This window comes from Ruania halotolerans (genome assembly GCF_021049285.1).
Classification (GTDB): Bacteria; Actinomycetota; Actinomycetes; order Actinomycetales; family Beutenbergiaceae; genus Ruania; species Ruania halotolerans.
In genome coordinates, this window is the sequence record NZ_CP088017.1 from 3,529,223 (window position 1) to 3,546,389 (window position 17,167).

Here is a 17,167-nt window from a genome sequence, read left to right on the forward strand (position 1 = left end):
ACCGCGGACCATTCTCCACCATGGTGCCCGCCGCCCACGTCGGGATGGCTGCTGGCCTGGAGTCGCTCAGTACCGCCTACGATGAGGCGAACCGGATGGAAGGCAGGCCCATGGCTCGGATCGTCGATGTCGCGAGCCACGCAGGTGTCTCCACGGCCACCGTTTCCCGTGTTCTCAACGGCAAGACCGTGAACCCGGAGCTGGCGGCGCGAGTGCGCAGTTCCGTCGATCTCCTCGGCTACGTCCCGGACCGGACGGCCCGCTCACTGCGCCGCCGCGCGAGCGATGTGGTGGCGCTCGTGTTGCCGGATGTGGAGAACCCGTTCTTCACCGCCGTGGCGCGCGGCGTCGAGGATGTGGCGCACGGAGCGGGCTATTCGGTGGTGCTGTGCAACACCGACGACGATCCCGCCAAGGAAGCCCACTACCTCACCGTCGCCGAGCACGAGAATATGGCCGGAGTACTCATCGCCCCCGCCACTGACTCCCCCGCCCTCGACGCCCTGCAGGCGCGCGGGCGAGGGCTCGTGGTCGTGGACCGGCGCATCGATGACGCAGTGGACCAGGTGGCGTTCGACAACGAGGAGCTCGGTTATCGGGTCACGAACACCCTCATCCGGCAGGGATTTCGCAGGATTGCCTGCGTGACGGGACCTCGAAGCACAAGCACCGCCGTCGAGCGTGCGAACGGGTGGCGGCGTGCGCTGGCCGAGGCCGATCTCGCGGCCGAGGAGGAGCTACTCGTCCATGCGAACTTCCGGGTGGACGGCGGCTATGCGGCCCTTTCCGGCCTCCTTGCCCAGTCAGATCCGCCGGAGGCGGTGGCTGCCACCAACAATCTGGTGGGTGTGGGGGTGCTGCGCGCCCTCGCTGATGCCCACGGCACTCCGGCACGTACGGCCGGCAGGGCGGAGCACACAGACAAGGGACCTGAAGCGAGCGGGCCGGCGATCGGCATCGGCATCATCGGCGATCTACCGTTCGCCACCTCGCGCACCACGGACATCCACCTGGTCCCGTTGAACCCGCGCGAGCTCGGCATGGCGGCTGCCCATCTGCTGCTCGAGCGGTTCGCTGATCCGGGCAGGCCCGCCCGGTCGGTCGTCCAGGCCGTCCCGGCACCCGGTTCCCCCTTGTCTCGGTAATCGATTACGGGCACGATGGGGTCATGACGACCTCCACGTATGCCATGCCCTCCCTCTCCGAGCCGCCCGCCGCACCCGAGAGGACCGCCTACCTGGTGGCCTCGGGCGACCTGCGCGAATCTGCAAACAGTGCCGGCTGGCCCACCCAGGTCGAGCTCGAGCGCATCATCAGCGACGCCTTCGCCGCGAATGGGTGGCAGGTGGTCCGCGCGAACGAGGTGGACCCGGCCACCGGACACGGCTTCATCTCCAGCCAGCGGATGGGCTTGGAGGTCTTCACCACCATCCCGCCGGACGCCCCGTTGATCGTGGCCGAAGCGGTGTGGCAGTACAGCCACCACATCCTCGCCGGTCTGCGCACCCACCGCGGCCCGATCCTCACCGCCGCGAACTTCGCCGGGGCATGGCCCGGCTTGGTGGGCCTGCTGGGCATCAACGCCGGGATGACCAAGATGGGCAAGCCGTACTCCACGGTGTGGACCGTCGACGGGACCGACGAGTGGTTCCAGAACGCGATTCGCTCGTGGGTCACCACCGGCACGATCGAGCACGACGCCTCCCACGTGCACTCTCTGCCAACGCTCGCAGACAGCGCCGAAACCGAATTGGGCCGCGCGCTCGCTGCGCAGTTGCAGCGCGAGAAGGCGATCATCGGCGTCTTCGATGAAGGTTGCATGGGGATGTACAACGCCATCTTCGATGACGAACTGCTGAACGGCCTCGGCATCTACAAGGAGCGGCTCTCCCAATCGGCACTGTGGGCGGAGATGCAGCAGGTTTCCGATTCGGAGGCGGACGAGGTCCAGGCCTGGCTCACCGATGCCGGGATGACGTTCCACCTCGGCACCGACGACGCCACCGAATTGACCATGGAGCAGTTGCGGTGGCAGCACAAGATGTACATCGCGGCGTTGCGGATCGCCGACGACTTCGGCCTGGACGCCGTGGGTATCCAGTATCAGCAGGGACTGAAGGATCTCTCCCCCGCCTCCGACCTTGCCGAGGGGTTGCTGAACAACGTCTCCCGCCCGCCGGTGCGCTCCCGCGACGGCGAGCGTGTGCTGTGGGAGGGCAAGGCGTTCCCCCACTTCAACGAGGCGGACGAGGGCGTGGCGGTCGACGCTCTGGTGACGAACCGCATCTGGACGGCGATGGGCCTGGACCCGGCCACCACGTTGCACGACGTGCGCTGGGGGGAGGAGTACGACGGGCAGTTCGTCTGGGTCTTCGAGATCTCCGGGTCGGTGCCGCCGTCACACTTCGAGAACGGCTATGCCGATGCCGAGGGCTGGCGGCAGGGGCCCGTGTTCTTCCCCGCTGGCGGCTCCACGATCAACGGCATCTCCAAGCCTGGGGAGATCGTCTGGTCCCGGGTCTACATCGCCGAGGGACAACTCCAGGTGGATATGGGCCGCGCTTCGGTGATCTCGCTCCCGGAAGAGGAAACGCGGCGCCGCAAGGAGGCCACCAACCCCGAGTGGCCGATCATGCACGCCGTACTGCACGGGGTCAGCCGGGACCAGTTCATGGCGCGCCACAAGGCGAACCACCTGAACGTCGTCTACGCGCCCGATGCGCAGACGGCGGACCGTGCCTTGACCGCGAAGGCGGCACTGTTCGACGCCCTCGGCGTACCGGTGCACCTGTGCGGGGACACCTCACTCACCCGCTGACGCACCCGCCCCCGCCTCAGCGAGTACGGGCCGGCACCGAGCTCTCCACCGGGAGCAACCGGCGCAACTGGGTCACGTGCGTCGGTTCGAGATCGGCCACCGAGGAGACGCCGAGCAGCTTCATCGTGCGCTCGGTCTCGGAGCCGAGGATCTCGATCATCCGGTCCACACCTTCGCGCCCGCCGGCCATCAGGCCGTACAGGTAGGCACGGCCGACGAGGGTGAAGTCGGCGCCGAGGGCGAGTGAGGCGACGATATCGGCACCGCTCATAATGCCGGTATCGAGGATGATCTCGAGCTGGTCGCCGAGTTCGGCGGCGACCTGCGGGAGCAGGTGGAACGGGATCGGGGCGCGGTCGAGCTGGCGGCCGCCGTGGTTGGAGAGCACGATGCCGTCCACGCCGAGTTCGGCCACGCGCCGGGCGTCCTCGAGGGTCTGGATACCCTTGACGACAACCTTGCCGGGCCACTGCTGCGAGATCCACCGCAGATCCTCGAAGTCCACAGTCGGGTCGAACATCGTGTCGAGCAGCTCGGCCACCGTGCCGGACCAACGGTCCAGGGAGGCGAAGGCGAGTGGTTCGGTGGTGAGGAAGTCGATCCACCACGCCGGGCGTGGGATCGCGTTCAGCACCGTCTTGATGCCGAGCGAGGGCGGGATCGTCATCCCGTTGCGCTTATCCCGCAGCCGGGCTCCGGCCACGGGCACGTCCACAGTGACCAGCAGCGTGTCGTACCCGGCTGCGGCCGCGCGGTCCACGAGCGCCATCGAGCGCTCACGGTCCTTCCACATGTACAGCTGGAACCAGTTCCGCCCACCGGGATTGGTAGCGGCCACATCCTCGATCGAGGCGGTACCCATCGTGGAGAGGGAGAACGGGATCCCTGCGGCGGCGGCCGCTCCGGCGCCGGCGATCTCCCCCTCGGTTTGCATCATCCTGGTGAACCCGGTGGGCGCGATCCCGAACGGCAGGGCTGAGGGCCCGCCGAGGATCTCCACGCCGGTGTCCACACTGGCGACGTTGCGCAGGATCGACGGGTGGAACTCCACGTCCTCGAACGCCTGCCGGGCCCGCGCCAGCGAGAGTTCCTTCTCGGCGGCTCCTTCGGTGTAGTCGAAGGCGGCCTTCGGGGTGCGGCGCTGCGCGATGGTGCGCAAATCGTCGATGGTCAGGGCGGCGTCGAGCCGGCGCTTGCGACCGTCCAACTCCGGACGCTTGAACTGCAGCAGTGGCGCGAGATCGCGCACCTTGGGCACTCGACGCTGGACCATGCGTGGCTTCTCCTCGGCGGAATGGAACGATTCAGTCGAGTCTTCCGATGCCGCTGGGGCGTGTCAAGCCAGGGGCGTTGCCCCTGCTGGCTCCCGACGGCGTTGCTCGCTGTGACATCACCCTCACCCTAGCGCCGGGCATGCACCCCGCCCCGCGAGCGCTCATCGGGTGATAATCGTGGACGTGCCGCCTGCTGACTCCGCCTTGTTCCCGGTGCCTGATGGTGCGCGCCAGTATGCACGCAGGGTAGTGCTGCTGACCGGCCCGTCCGGGTCCGGGAAGAGTTCACTGAGCCGCCGGCTCGGCCTGCCGGTGGTGGCGCTGGACGACTTCTACCACGACGTCGACGCACCCGGCCTGCCCCAACGGTTCGGCAGTGTGGACTGGGACGCGGCCGGCTCCTGGAACCATGGCGCTGCCGCCCAGGCACTGGTCACGCTGTGCCGCGACGGTGACGTGGAGGTGCCGATCTATGACATCCCGACGTCCCGACGCACCGGGACCACCACCGTGGTGGCGGGCGACTCCCCGATCGTGCTCGCCGAGGGAATCTTCGCCGGAGAGCTGGTCGACGCGCTGCGGGCTGAGGGCGTGCTCGCCGATGCGGTGTGCCTCGTACGGCCGCGGGTGCACACCTTCTGGCTCCGGCTACTGCGGGACCTGGCCGAATCCCGGAAACGGCCGAGCATCCTGATCCGGCGCGGGCTGGCGCACTACCGCAGTGAACCCGCGAAGGTGCGCGCCTGGGTGGCGCAGGGCTGCCGCGCCACGACGCCCGCTCGAGCCGAGGCGGACGTGCGCGCCCTGCTCACGTGAGGCCACCACTTGTGGACTGTTGGTTCATTTCTTTGGACGCTGGGCACGGTCACACCAGGCGGTCCCTGCGAGGCTCGTCAGGTGACCGACTCCATCACTGATACCCGTCCTGATCTCCGCACCCGCACGGCATGGGCGGGGATTCTGGTCATGATGGCGACGAGCTTCGTGCTCGTCGTCGCCGAGTTTCTTCCGCCGAGCCTTCTTCCCTCGATGGCGGCTGCGCTCGGGATCACTGAAGGACAGGCAGGGCAGGCGGTGACCGTCACGGCCTTCGTCGGCCTTCTCACTGCGCCGACGATCGGCTTGATCTTCCCGCGGCTCGATCGCCGCACGCTGTTGTCATGGCTGGCCGTGGCGGCGGCCGTGTCGAATCTCGCGGTCGCGGTGTCGTCGGACTTCGTGATGCTTCTCGTCGCTCGTCTGCTGCTGGGTGCCGCGATTGGCGGGTTCTGGGCGATGTCATTGGCGATCGCGGCGCGCCTGAGCCGGCCGGAGCATCTGGGGCGCGCGGTGATGGCCATTAACACGGGGACCACGGTCGCGACGGTCGCCGGAGTCCCAGCGGGCATCTACCTGGGTTCGCTGTTCGACTGGCGGGTCGTCTTCATGGGGGCGAGCGTGCTCACCGTCGTGGTTGCTGTGGCCCTGCGGATCGTCCTGCCGGTCGTGCCGCCCGCCCAGGCGACAGGCTTGCGTTCGCTGGCGGACACGGTGCGCACTCCAGGTGTGGGGCGCGGGCTCCTCGGCCATGTGCTGACGGTGCTGGGGCATTTCGCGGCGTTCACCTACGTCCGAACAGCCCTGTCGCAGGCACCTGAGCTCGATGCCGCAGCGGTGGCGCTGCTGCTGGCAGTGTTCGGGTTCGGAGGTGTCCTCGGCAACATCGTCGTGGGCTTGCTCGTCGACAAGCACCTGCGGTTACTCCGTTACGCGATCCCGTTGATGATCGCGGTGGGTGTGGCGATCGTTGCCTTGTGGCCCGGGGTGATGATGGCCGTGATCGCCGGGATCGCCGTCTGGGGCATCGCCTTCGGGGCCTGGTTGACGGTGGTAGCGACGTGGATCGCGCGCGTGGCGCCGGAGCGCATGGAGGCCGGTGGCGGGTTGATCGTGGCCGGATTCCAGCTCGCCATCACGATCGGCGCCGGCGTCGGAGGAGTGCTCGTCGACACGTTCGGTGTGCAGGCGGCACTCCTCGCCGCGGCGGCGTCGGCACTCGTCGGCGGGCTGGTCTTCGGCACGACCAGAGAGGGCGCCGAGCCTCAGCGGTGAGCAGCGGCCGCGGAGAGCCTGCTCGCTTCGATCTGGGCAGTCCGCCACCGGGCGGGTGAGATGCCGATGCGGCGGCGGAACGCCCTGGTGAAGCCTGGCTCAGATCCGTAGCCGACCCGATGAGCGACCTCCGCCACCGATGCGGCGGCATCGCCGAGTAGCGTCATGCCCTCACTCACGCGTGCCTCGGCCACGTACTGCAGCGGTGTGAGGCCCACCGTCTCGCGAAAGTGCGCGGCAAAGCCCGATCGCGACATCGTGGCCACACGTGCCAGCTCCGAGACCGTCCAGCCTCGGGCAAGGTCGGCGTGGACGGAGGCGATCACTCGTGCGATCCGGGGATCCTCGACCGACCCGAGCCACGTGGGCGGGGCACATCCACGCTCAGACCAGAGTCGTACTGCTGCGGAGGCGATAGTGGTCGCGATCCGGCTGCAGATCACCGCATCCCCGGCCCGGCGAGCGTTCCCGGCCGTGCGCCACCCGCACTGCAGGTCCTCGATCAATGCCACCATGCTGGGCTCGTCCCGTGCGAAGTCGGGGACGACCAGAGTCGCCGGTAACGATGCCCGTGCCAGCGGATGGGCCGAGGCCGCCGCGAACGAGACGTCGACGACCACCCCTCCACTCGTGCTTCGCACCTCGCGGTCGCCCTCGAGGGTGGAGACCACGAGGTCGCCACGCTGTACGGCCACCCAGCTGGGTGAGTCGGCACGGAACTCGACCGATCCGGAGAGGACGTAGAGGAATCCTGCCGATCGGCCAAGCCGATGGCGAAAGCCGTCCCCGGCGACGTTCACGCGGTGGGAGCCGCTGAGGTCCCATTCGAGCGCGGACAGGGCACGGTCCAGCAGGGTAAGCGGAGCGACGGCGTCGACTGCAGCAGGCACGCCAGAGGAACCACCCTGGTTCGCCGTCCATTCCCCCGCACCGCCGTCGGCGCCTAACGATCCGCGCCGCTCGGCACAGGCACGGGTGCGGCGAGGCGTTGGAACGCATCCGCCACCCGATTACGACGGCGCAGCAAACCCTGGTCCGATTCGACCAGGTCCCATAGGCCCATGGTGAGCAACGAGGTCTCCCGCGGGGTATCGGCGTGCCGGTAGGTCCACTCGTACATGTCGAACAGCGGCCACCACGTGTAGCCCACGACCGGGACGCCGTCGGCACGGAGCCGGTGCACCAGGGCCACGGAGTCCTCCAGCCAGGCCACCCGTTCGGCCACCGACGCCGTCACACACGTCTCAGTCACAGCCACCGGGGCGCCGTAACGCGCGGCATGGGCGAGGATGACCTCCTCAAGGCCCAGGACGCCGTCATCCCTGGTGGGCGCCGGGTCCACGAAGCCACCGCGGGGCCACGGCCCGTCCTGCACCATCGTGGTGGAGTGCTTCGGGTAATAGTTGACGCCCATCACGTCAGGCAACACCGGGGCCGATGCGAGCCGGTCCAGTAGGTCCTCTGCCATGCCATGCCGGAGCAGGTGCTCCACCAACGGGTGCCCCTCGGTCACCCGTCCGGTGACAAGATCCTCGACGACGTAGACCTGGTCCTGGAGCAGACGCACCTTCGCCGCGTGCTCTCCGTCCACATCGCCCACGAGGCGCGTCGTGGCGTCCACGTGCACGAACGTCGCCCGATCGCCGAGTACCTCGGCGATGCCGTGCTGGCTGCGCGCGAAGCCGTCCGCGAGCGCCGCGATCATCCGGGTGAGGCCCTCTTCGCCGGTGAGGTAGGGCGGCCAGTAGCCGAGTTCACCGCAGAACCGGGCGTGGATCATCGGCTCGTTCACCGGTGTGTAGTCGGTGACCGTGGTGGCATACCGTTCGGCGACTGCCACGGCGTACTCGGCCACGCGCTGCGGATAGTCGGGGTGGGCGAACTCGCCCTCCAGCCACTCCGGAGTGCCGTAGTGCAAGAGATCGACAATCGGCCGCAGACCCAGCTCGGCGAACCGGGCCATCGCACCGTCCAACCAGGTCCAGTCCCACTGACCGGGGGCCGGGTTGATCCGGTACCAGGGGACGCCCCAGCGCATGAACTCGGCCCCGACCTCGGTGGCGAGCCCGAGATCACCGTGCCAGTTCGCGTAGTGCTCGGTGAGCGCGTACTCATCCAATGCTCGCTCACCCTCGCGGGTCTGCGGCACGAAGGTGTCCTCGACGCCGACACCGAAGTGCAGTCGGCCGTCCTGGTACCAGGTCATCAGGGTTTCCTCACGTGATCGAAGCTGTACGGGTGGTCGAGGCTGGAGTGGGGGCGGACGGAGCTGGTCGGGCTCATCCCTTCATGCCGGTCATGGCGACACCCTCGATGAAGCGGCGCTGCACGAGGAGGTAGAGCACCACCAGCGGCAGGATCGCCACCAGGGAGCCGGCCATCATCACCCCGTAGGGGGCCACGCCGGTGGCGGAGCCGGTCAGCAGCGCCAGGCCGGCGGTGAGCGGGCGGACACTGGAGTCGCTGGTCATGATCAGCGGCCAGAGCAGGTCGTTCCAGTTGTTCACGAAGTGGAACAGCGCCATGGTCAGCAGGGCAGGGACGGCGTTCGGCAGGATGACTGACCAGAACACCCGCAGTTCACTCGCGCCGTCAATCCTGGCGGCCGAGTCCAGATCCCGCGGGAGGGTGATGAAGAACTGCCGCAACAGGAAGATCCCCGCGACGTCGGCGGCCCGCGGGATCACCAGACCCGCGTAGGTGTTCACCCACCCGATCTCGGAGATCAGCTCGTACAGCGGGACCAGCAGCGCCTGGAAGGGCACCATCATGATGGCGATCAGCACGGTGAAGATCGCGATCCGCCCCCGGAACTGGATCCGGGCCAGGGCATAGGCCGCCAGGGAGTTGAACACCAGCGACAGCCCGGTCACGGCCGCAGCGAACACGAACGAGTTCCAGGACTGCCCGAAGACCGGGATCCTGGCCATGAGCCCGTCGAAGTTCTCCAGGGTGAGCCGGGAGGGGATGAAGTTCGGCGGCCAGGAGAGCACCTCCGATTCCGGCGAGAATGCCGCGAGCACCACCACGAGCACGGGGAACGAGGTGAGCGCGGCGAAGACCAGCAGTCCGGCGACCACCCCGGACTGGGTGACCAGGCGGGCGGAGCGGGCGCTTCCGGAGCGCGGCGTACGCGCCGGGGTGAGGGACGTCGTCGTGGTCATGGCACTCACTCCAGGTCCTTCTCGCGCTTGGTCCCGATCCGGAGCTGGATCAGGCCGAGCGCGAGCGTGATCGCGAGCAGTACGTAGGACAACGCGGAGGCGAAGCCCATCCGGAAGTCGCGGAAGCCGTCGGTGTAGATGCGGTAGACGATCGTCTCCGTGGCCCGGTCCGGTCCGCCCTGGGTCATGATGTAGATCTGGTCGAACGCCTGGAACGCGCCGATGATCGCGAAGACGATCACGAACGTCATCGTGGCGCGCAGCCCAGGCACCGTGACGGCGCGGAACTGCCGCCACGCGCCGGCACCGTCGAGGGTCGCTGCCTCGTAGAGATAGCGCGGGATCCCCTGCAACCCGGCAAGGAAGATCACCATGAAATAGCCGAAGTTCTTCCAGATCGCCACCGCCGTGACGGCGGGCAGCGCCCAGGTGGTGGAGGCGAAGACGTCCCCCATCGTGATGCCGAGGCCGCTGAGCCAATAGGGGATCAGCCCGAGATTCGGGTCCAGGAGGAACGCCCAGGCGAGGGAGGCCACCGCCATCGAGATCACGAACGGGAGGAAGATCACGGTGCGGAAGAACCCGCGCCACGGCACATCCTTGCGGTTCAGCAAGAGGGCCGCAGCCAGGCCCACCGCGATCACCAGGGGCCCGTACATGAGGGCGTACAGCATCGTGTTCGAGATGGCCCGCAGGGTGGCGGGATCGGTGAAGACGGTGACGTAGTTCTCCAGCCCGATCCAGGACTCCTCGCCGAACCCGGAGGCATCGGTGAAGGACAGTCGCAAGGCGGAGAACGCCGGAACGAAGACAAAGGCGATGATCACGGCCAGCGCGGGGGCGAGGAACGCCGTCGCGCGGAGGGTCCGGCCGCGTTCCCGGGCGGCGATCTGGCGCGAGTTGTCCGGGTGTGCCTCGCCGCCGAGGCGTCGCGGCGCCCGGTAGCGGGGCGGTGCTGCAGAGGTGGTCATGGACTCTCCCAGGTGGGCCCCGGAGGCCGGGCCGACGGCGAAGGCCGGCCCGGCGCCCGGGGAGGCACGGTCCTCACTCGAACCGCGAGAGGATCTCGGTGATGGATTCGGCGGTCTCGGTGGTGGTGGCGGCGAGGTCGCCACCCTGGGTGACGGTGGTGTTCAGCGTGGAGAGCTCGGCGTTGACGTCGGTGAGCCCGCCCGGGATGCCGTACATCCGGATGTAGGAGTTCTCGGTGTGGGCGATCATGGTGCCGACGAACGGGGTGTCGGCGAGTTCCTCGGCCGTGATGTCGGTGCGGTTGGGCGGGTAGTAGGACTGCTGCGCCCAGAGCACCTGCGAATCGCGGTTGTTGTAGTGCCGCAGGAATGCCTGGGCACCAGCCGTGGCGTCCTCATCGGCCTGGGAGGTGAGCCACCAGTAGTTGGCGGCCGCCTGGGTCACCACACCCTCGGGACCGGCCGGCATCTCGAAGACGTCGATCTCCAGGCCCACGCTCTCGGCTCCGGTGATGATCCACGGGCCGATGACGGTCATCGCGGCCTTGCCGGCCTTGAACAGGTCGACGGCCTCGGGCAGGGTCACGTTGGTTGGGCCCCAGTTGCCCTCGTAGGCGTCCTGCCACCACTGCAAGGTCTCCACGTTCTGGTCGGTGTCGAGGGTGACCTCGCCGTCGGTATACACGGCACCCCCGCCTGCCTCAACGAAGGTCGGGAGGAAGGTCCCGTCGGCGTCAGGAAGCGCGAGACCGTAGATCTCTGGCTCGCCGTCACCGTTCTCGTCCACGGTGAGCTCCTCGGCGAGCGCGACCCACTCCTCCCACGTCGTGGGGATGTCGTCCTCCGTGATGCCCGCCTCGGCGAACATCTCGGTGTTGTACCAGACGGAGAAGGGCCCATAGGCCATCGGGACGCCGTAGTGGGTGCCGTCGAAGGCGGCGTAGTCGACCACGTGCGGGTAGTACGTGTCGGTGTCGTTCTCCGGGTCGGCGTAGAAGTCGTCCATCGGGACGAAGACGCCCTGGTTGACGTACCCCTCACCGGCATCGGCGGGCTGGACCACGAGATCCGGCCCGTTGCCGGCCGAGACGGCCGGAAGCAGTTTGTCAGTGATGACGTTCCAGGGGTTGACCTCCACCTGGACCTCGTAGGCGTCCTGGGACGCGTTGAACTCCTCGGCGAGCTGGTTGACCACGTCACCGTCGGCCTCGGTGAAGCCATGCCAGACGCTGACGGTGGTGGTGCCACCGTCGCCGGCGGAGTCATCGTCGCCAGTGTCGGTACCGCCGCCGCAGGCGGCGAGGGTCAATGCGGTGGCGGCACCAGCGGCGATGAGCACGCCGCGGCGCCGGAGTGGGGTGCGGGGGATAGTGGACATCGTGTTCTCCTCGGGTGGGAACTGCGGTAGTACATCGGTGTATTACGGCATCAGCGAGCACGGGTGGGGCGTGCAGATCAATACGCGGCGCCGACCGGGCACCTGCCATCGAGGACGTCCGCATCCAGCCGCATCATCGCGATCGCCGCCCTCCGTCGGGTTCGTAGTACACCGTTGTACTACGGAAGAATACGCGGCTCTCGCGCCGTGGTCAATCACTTCAGATCACGGTTCGGTCACCGATCCTCGCGATCGACTGCGCTGACGTGTCGCGACTGTCGGCGTGCAGGCGGCGACGTCAGCGGGTGGAGTCGCGCAGCATCAGGCGCGGTGGCACCTCGATGGCGTCCCAGGCGGTGGGCCCGGCCTCCCCGGCACCCGGGTGAGGCGCCTGACCAGGGCGAGGGTCGCCGTCGGTGGCCGCCCGCAGACGGCGGACCAGGATGCCCACCGCCAGCTCGGCCAGCTGCGACCGGTCCACCGCCACGGTACTCAGTGCGGGCACGCTGTACTGGGCGTCCTCGATGTCATCGAAACCCATCACCTGCACGTCCTCGGGCACGCGTCGCCCGCTGCGCAGCAGCTCCGTGAGCGCTCCCAAGGCGAGCGTGTCGTTGAAGCCGAAGACGGCATCGAATGCGACCCCCTCAGCGGCGAGATCCCGGATCACTGCGGCCCCGGCCGCCTTGCTCCAGCCAACAGTGGGCCGCATGAGCGCCTCGTCCACGGTGATCCCATGACGGGCCAGTGTGTCCAGGTAGCCCCGCGTCCGCTCCCCCTCGGACCCGACGGCCTCGCCACGGCCGGCGCCGAGCGCGACGATGCGGTGCGCACCGCGCGAGATGAGGTGCTCCATCACCAGTTCCGCGCCGCGAGCGTTGGCAAGAAAGACCTGGTCCACGTCGTCGCTGATCTTGTGGTCGCCGAGCACCACCACCGGGAAGTCCGGTGGGGCCGACTGTGAGAGCACGTCTCCGTGCCCCACTGGCGCCACGATCGCGCCGTCGACCAGGTGGGTATGTGAACCGACCAGGCTCTCGACTGCCACGTGTTCAGCCGGCTCCACCTGCTCCACGATCACTTTCAACCCCACCTCGGCAGCCTTGCGGATCACCTCGTCGGCGAGCTCGGCGAAGTAGGGCAGGCGCAGCTCCGGGAGCGCGAGGCCGATCAGGCCGGTGCGATTGGTCCGCAGTTTGCGGGCGGTCACGTTGAGGCGGTAGCCGAGTTCGGCCATCGCGTCCTCAACCTGTGCGCGCGTCTGCGGACGGATGTAGGGGTAGGTGTTGTTGACGACGTTCGAGACCGTCTTCACCGAGACCCCGGCAAGTTTCGCGACATCGCGCATCGTGGCGGGCATGCTGCTCCCTTCGCGCCTGGGCTCGATCCTAGATCCTCCCAGGCGCGAAGGGGTGCCACCGCCGGTAGCAGACTCGCACCGGGGCTTAGACTCCGGCTGTCATCCGGTAGTACACCTGATTCCAACGCAGCTGCTTGGTGAAGTCACGCACGGTGGTCGCGGCATCGATCACGGCAAGTTCGGTGCGGGCGATCTCGGCGAAATCCTCGAACACCTCGATACCGAGCGCCGTGGTCAGCACCGTGTGGTGCGCTCCGCCGGCGGTCAGCCAGGCACGTGCGGACGTCTTGAAGTCCGGCCGCGGCACCCACACCGCGCGGGCCACCGGCAGGTTCGGCAGCTCGGCATCCGGGCCCACGATGTCCACCTCGTTCGCCACCAGCCGGAACCTCTCACGCATATCGGACAGCGCGACCACGAGCCCATCACCGGTGTCGGTGTCGAAGACCAGGCGCACCGGGTCCTCGCGGTCGCCGATACCGAGCGGGTGAATCTCCAACCGGGGCGTGCTCGTGGTCAGGCTCGGGCAGATCTCCAGCATGTGCGAGCCGAGGATCTTCTCCTTGCCGGGGGTGAGTTCGTAGGTGTAGTCCTCCATCAAGGAGGCACCACCGGGCAGGCCGTAGCCCATCACCTTCGCCAGGCGCACCAGGATCGCGGTCTTCCAGTCGCCCTCGGCGCCGAAGCCATACCCGTCGGCCATCAACCGCTGCACGGCCAGGCCGGGCAATTGCCGCAGCCCACCGAGGTCCTCGAAGTTGGTGGTGAACGCCGAGAACCCACCGGCCTCGAGGAATGCACGCATCCCCGCCTCCTGGCGGGCGCCGTAGCGCAGCGACTCGTGCTGCTCGCCGCCAGGCTGCAGTGCGGGAACCACGTCATAGGCGTCGAGATACTCGGCCACGAGAGCATCGATCGTGGCCTCGTCCACCGCGTCCACGGCCGCCACCAGATCGTTCACGCCCCAGGTGTTCACCGAGACGCCGAACCGCAGCTCCGCCTCGGTCTTGTCGCCCTCGGTCACAGCCACGTTGCGCATATTGTCGCCGAACCGAGCCAACTTCATCCCGCTCAGGCTGGCCCACCCGACGGCGGCCCTCGCCCAGGTGCCGACCTCACCTTGGACGACCGGATCACTGGCGTGCCCCACCACGATCTTGCGCGCCACGCCGAGCCGGGATGCGATGTAGCCGAACTCGCGGTCGCCGTGGGCGGCCTGGTTCAGGTTCATGAAGTCCATGTCGATATCGGCCCAGGGCAGCTCCATACCGGCCTGCGTGTGCAGGTGCAGCATCGGGGTGCGCAGGGCGTCCAGGCCGGTGATCCACATCTTCGCCGGGGAGAACGTGTGCATCCAGGTGATCACGCCGACGCAGGCATCGTCGGCGTTCGCCTCGAGCGCTGCCCGCCGGATGGCCGCCGTGTCCTTGAGTACCGGCTTCCACACGATGCGCACCGGCACATCGGAGGACTCCTGGAGGTGGCGGGCCACCGCCTGGGACTGCTCGGCGACCTGCTGGAGGGTCTCGTCACCGTAGAGGTCCTGGCTTCCGGTGAGGAACCAGATCTCGCGGCCATCGAAGGGGTTGTCCATGTCGTCAGTCCTTACCGTCCTCGGCACGCTGGCCGTAGACGTTCTGGTAGCGGTCGAAGAGGGCGTCGATGTGCTCGGTCGAGATCGGGACGACGTCCCCGAGTTGCTTGGCGATGTGCACGGTGCGGGCCACGTCCTCGCACATCACTGCGGCCTTCACCGCCTCCGTGGCGTCGGAGCCGATGGTGAACGGGCCGTGATTGGCCATCAGCACGGCGCGGGAGCGGCTGGAGCGCAACGTCTCCACAATGCCCTGACCGATGGAGTCGTCGCCGATCAGGGCGAACGGGCCGATCGGGATCTCCCCGCCGAACTCGTCGCCCATCATCGTGATGACACAGGGCACCGGTTCGTGCCGGGCCGCCCAGGCGGTGGCGTAGGTGGAGTGGGTGTGCACCACACCACCGACCTCGCTCATGTGCCGGTACACGTAGGCGTGCGCGGCCGTGTCGGAGGAGGGGGTGAGGCGGTCCGGGGTGCCGTCGACGATCTTGGTGCCGTCGAGGGTGCACACCACCATCGACTCCGGGGTGAGCTCGTCGTAGGAGACACCTGAGGGCTTGATCACGAACAACTCGGCCTCATCGCTGCGCACTCGCTCCGAGACGTTCCCGGCGGTCCAGATCACCAGCTCGTACCGGACCAACTCGGCGTGCAGCCGGGCGACCCGCTCCCGGGTCGCGGCCACCTCGGCCTGCACGGCCGCGGACATCTCGCTCAACACGGGGCGGGTCATGAGAGCTCCTCCGGCACCTCAAGCGCGGGCGCACTCACGCCGTCGGAGGTACTGGCCTCCCAGGCTTCCCGGCGGAGCGTTTTGAGCCGCTTCATCACGTCGTTCTCCCCCCGGCCGAAGTAGTCGTGCAACCGGGAGTACTCGGCGAAGAGCCGGTCATACGCCGCTGTCGCTTCAGCGTTCGGCTGATAGGCACCGACCGTCCGGTGCCCCATCGAGGCCGCGGCGGTGCGCACGTCCGGGTAGGCACCGGCGGCTACGGCCGCATGGATCGCCGATCCGACGGCGGGACCTTGCTCGGAGGTGATCGTGCTCAGCGGCAGGCCAGTCACGTCGGCGTACATCTGCATGAGGAACCGGTTCTTCAGCAGCCCGCCGGCCACTACCAGCTCGGTGATCGGCACGCCGGCCCCGGTGAAGGCCTCGATGATGGTGCGGGTGCCGAAGGCAGTGGCCTCCAGCAGCGCCCGATAGATGTCCTCGGGCCGGGTGGCCAGCGTCTGGCCGATGATCAGCCCCGAGAGTTCGGTGTCCACCAGCACCGAGCGGTTGCCGTTGTGCCAGTCCAGCGCGACCAGACCGTGTCCGCCGATCGGCTGCTGCTCGGCGAGTTCGGTCAGGTAGGCATGCACCGACAGCCCACGACGCTCGGCCTCGGCGGTGTACGCGGCGGGCACACCGGAGGAGACGAACCAGCCGAAGATGTCCCCCACACCGCTCTGACCGGCTTCGTAGCCGTACTTTCCGGCGATCACGCCACCGTCCACCACACCGCACATGCCAGGGACCTCGTGCAGTTGGTCGCTGTTGACCACATGGCAGGTGGAGGTGCCCATGATGAGGGTGAGTTGACCGTTCTCGACGGCGTTCGCAGCCGGCAGGGTCACGTGCGCATCCACGTTGCCCGCGGCCACCGCGATGCCCTCGGGAAGTCCGGTCCAACCTGCCGCCTCGGCGGTGAGCTGCCCGACGGCGTCCCCCAGCTGGGCGATCGGCTGCTCCAGTTTGTCCTGGACGAACGTGGCGAAGTCGGGGTTGAGTGCGGCGAGAAACTCTTCGCCCACATGTTTGCCATCCTGGTAGATGCCCTTGTAGCCGACCGTGCAGGCGTTGCGCTGGTATTGCCCGCCGAGTTGCCAGACGATCCAGTCCGCAGCCTCCACCCAGCGGTCCATCGCGTCGTAGATTTCGCGGTCCTCCTCCAGGAGCTGCAACCCCTTGGCGAACTGCCATTCGGAGGAGATCAGCCCGCCATACCGCGGCAGCCAGGACTCGCCACGCTCACGGGCGAGGGCATTGATCCGGTCGGCGTGCGGTTGGGCGGCGTGATGCTTCCAGAGCTTGACGTACGCATGCGGGCGGTCGGCGAACTGTTCGAGCTCGCACAGCGGAGTGCCGTCGGCCCGAACCGGGATCATCGTGCAGGCGGTGAAGTCGGTGGCGATGCCGATCACCTGGGCAGGGTCGATCCCGGCGGCCTCGACGGCGGCGGGCACGGCAGTCTTGAGCACCTCCACGTAATCGGCAGGCACTTGCAGCGCCCACTCGGGCGGGAGCTCAGAGTTGGCGGCCGAGGCGGTGAGCGTCCGGTCCATCACGGCATGGGGGTAGGTATGCTCGGCGCTGCCGAGTTCAGCTCCGTCACTGACCCGGACGACGACCGCCCGGCCGGAGAGCGTGCCGAAGTCCACTCCGATGGTGTAGGTGTTCTCGTCAGTCATCGCGATCCTTGGGTCGGCGTCGTTGCTCGGGCAATGCATTGATGTTAGCGCTCACAACCG

14 protein-coding genes are annotated in these 17,167 nt (G+C 68.1%); 4 read left to right on the top strand and 10 right to left on the bottom strand.

The window, feature by feature from the left end; genetic code table 11:
* The first annotated feature begins 20 nt into the window (after positions 1-20).
* Positions 21-1,145 (top strand): LacI family DNA-binding transcriptional regulator, encoded by a 1,125-nt coding sequence (locus LQF10_RS15900; RefSeq protein WP_231064788.1) that lies wholly within the window; start codon positions 21-23, stop codon positions 1,143-1,145.
* Positions 1,146-1,168: 23 nt separating this feature from the next.
* Entirely contained in the window at positions 1,169-2,818 is a 1,650-nt protein-coding gene (locus LQF10_RS15905; protein ID WP_231064789.1) for a fucose isomerase, read from the top strand.
* A 16-nt stretch (positions 2,819-2,834) separates the two neighbouring features.
* On the opposite strand, the gene LQF10_RS15910 is transcribed toward LQF10_RS15905, so the two are convergent.
* Positions 2,835-4,091 (bottom strand): alpha-hydroxy acid oxidase, encoded by a 1,257-nt coding sequence (locus tag LQF10_RS15910; protein ID WP_231064790.1) that lies wholly within the window; start codon positions 4,089-4,091, stop codon positions 2,835-2,837.
* Positions 4,092-4,275: 184 nt separating this feature from the next.
* On the opposite strand from LQF10_RS15910, the gene LQF10_RS15915 reads away from it, so the two are divergent.
* Positions 4,276-4,908, top strand: a complete 633-nt coding sequence (locus LQF10_RS15915; RefSeq protein WP_231064791.1) for a uridine kinase family protein — start codon at positions 4,276-4,278, stop codon at positions 4,906-4,908.
* 81 nt (positions 4,909-4,989) lie between these two features.
* Positions 4,990-6,183 (top strand): MFS transporter, encoded by a 1,194-nt coding sequence (locus LQF10_RS15920; protein WP_231064792.1) that lies wholly within the window; start codon positions 4,990-4,992, stop codon positions 6,181-6,183.
* On the opposite strand, the gene LQF10_RS15925 is transcribed toward LQF10_RS15920, so the two are convergent.
* The 9 genes from LQF10_RS15925 to araB form a co-directional block, all read right to left on the bottom strand.
* On the bottom strand, positions 6,174-7,073 hold the full coding sequence (locus LQF10_RS15925) for an AraC family transcriptional regulator (RefSeq protein WP_231064793.1): 900 nt from the start codon (positions 7,071-7,073) through the stop codon (positions 6,174-6,176). The genes LQF10_RS15920 and LQF10_RS15925 overlap by 10 nt on opposite strands.
* Positions 7,074-7,126: 53 nt before the next feature.
* Positions 7,127-8,389: a family 1 glycosylhydrolase gene (locus tag LQF10_RS15930; RefSeq protein ID WP_231064794.1), complete on the bottom strand. Its 1,263-nt coding sequence runs from the start codon at positions 8,387-8,389 to the stop codon at positions 7,127-7,129.
* Positions 8,390-8,462: 73 nt separating this feature from the next.
* Positions 8,463-9,347 carry a carbohydrate ABC transporter permease gene (locus tag LQF10_RS15935; protein WP_231064795.1) on the bottom strand — a complete coding sequence of 295 codons (885 nt, stop codon included), beginning with the start codon at positions 9,345-9,347 and terminating at the stop codon, positions 8,463-8,465.
* A 5-nt stretch (positions 9,348-9,352) separates the two neighbouring features.
* A complete protein-coding gene (locus LQF10_RS15940; RefSeq protein WP_231064796.1) occupies positions 9,353-10,318 on the bottom strand; it encodes a carbohydrate ABC transporter permease in 966 nt (321 codons plus the stop codon).
* Positions 10,319-10,391: 73 nt separating this feature from the next.
* Positions 10,392-11,696: an extracellular solute-binding protein gene (locus LQF10_RS15945; protein ID WP_231064797.1), complete on the bottom strand. Its 1,305-nt coding sequence runs from the start codon at positions 11,694-11,696 to the stop codon at positions 10,392-10,394.
* Positions 11,697-11,994: 298 nt separating this feature from the next.
* The gene (locus LQF10_RS15950) at positions 11,995-13,056 is read right to left on the bottom strand and encodes a LacI family DNA-binding transcriptional regulator (RefSeq protein ID WP_231064798.1); all 1,062 of its coding nucleotides are present in this window, start codon (positions 13,054-13,056) and stop codon (positions 11,995-11,997) included.
* 85 nt (positions 13,057-13,141) lie between these two features.
* On the bottom strand, positions 13,142-14,650 hold the full coding sequence (gene araA, locus LQF10_RS15955) for an L-arabinose isomerase (RefSeq protein WP_231064799.1): 1,509 nt from the start codon (positions 14,648-14,650) through the stop codon (positions 13,142-13,144).
* 4 nt (positions 14,651-14,654) lie between these two features.
* Positions 14,655-15,386 carry an L-ribulose-5-phosphate 4-epimerase gene (locus tag LQF10_RS15960; protein ID WP_231064800.1) on the bottom strand — a complete coding sequence of 244 codons (732 nt, stop codon included), beginning with the start codon at positions 15,384-15,386 and terminating at the stop codon, positions 14,655-14,657.
* Positions 15,383-17,107, bottom strand: coding sequence for a ribulokinase (gene araB / locus LQF10_RS15965; protein ID WP_231064801.1), 1,725 nt, complete (start codon positions 17,105-17,107; stop codon positions 15,383-15,385). The genes LQF10_RS15960 and araB overlap by 4 nt, the downstream gene beginning before the upstream one ends.
* Positions 17,108-17,167 lie beyond the last annotated feature (60 nt).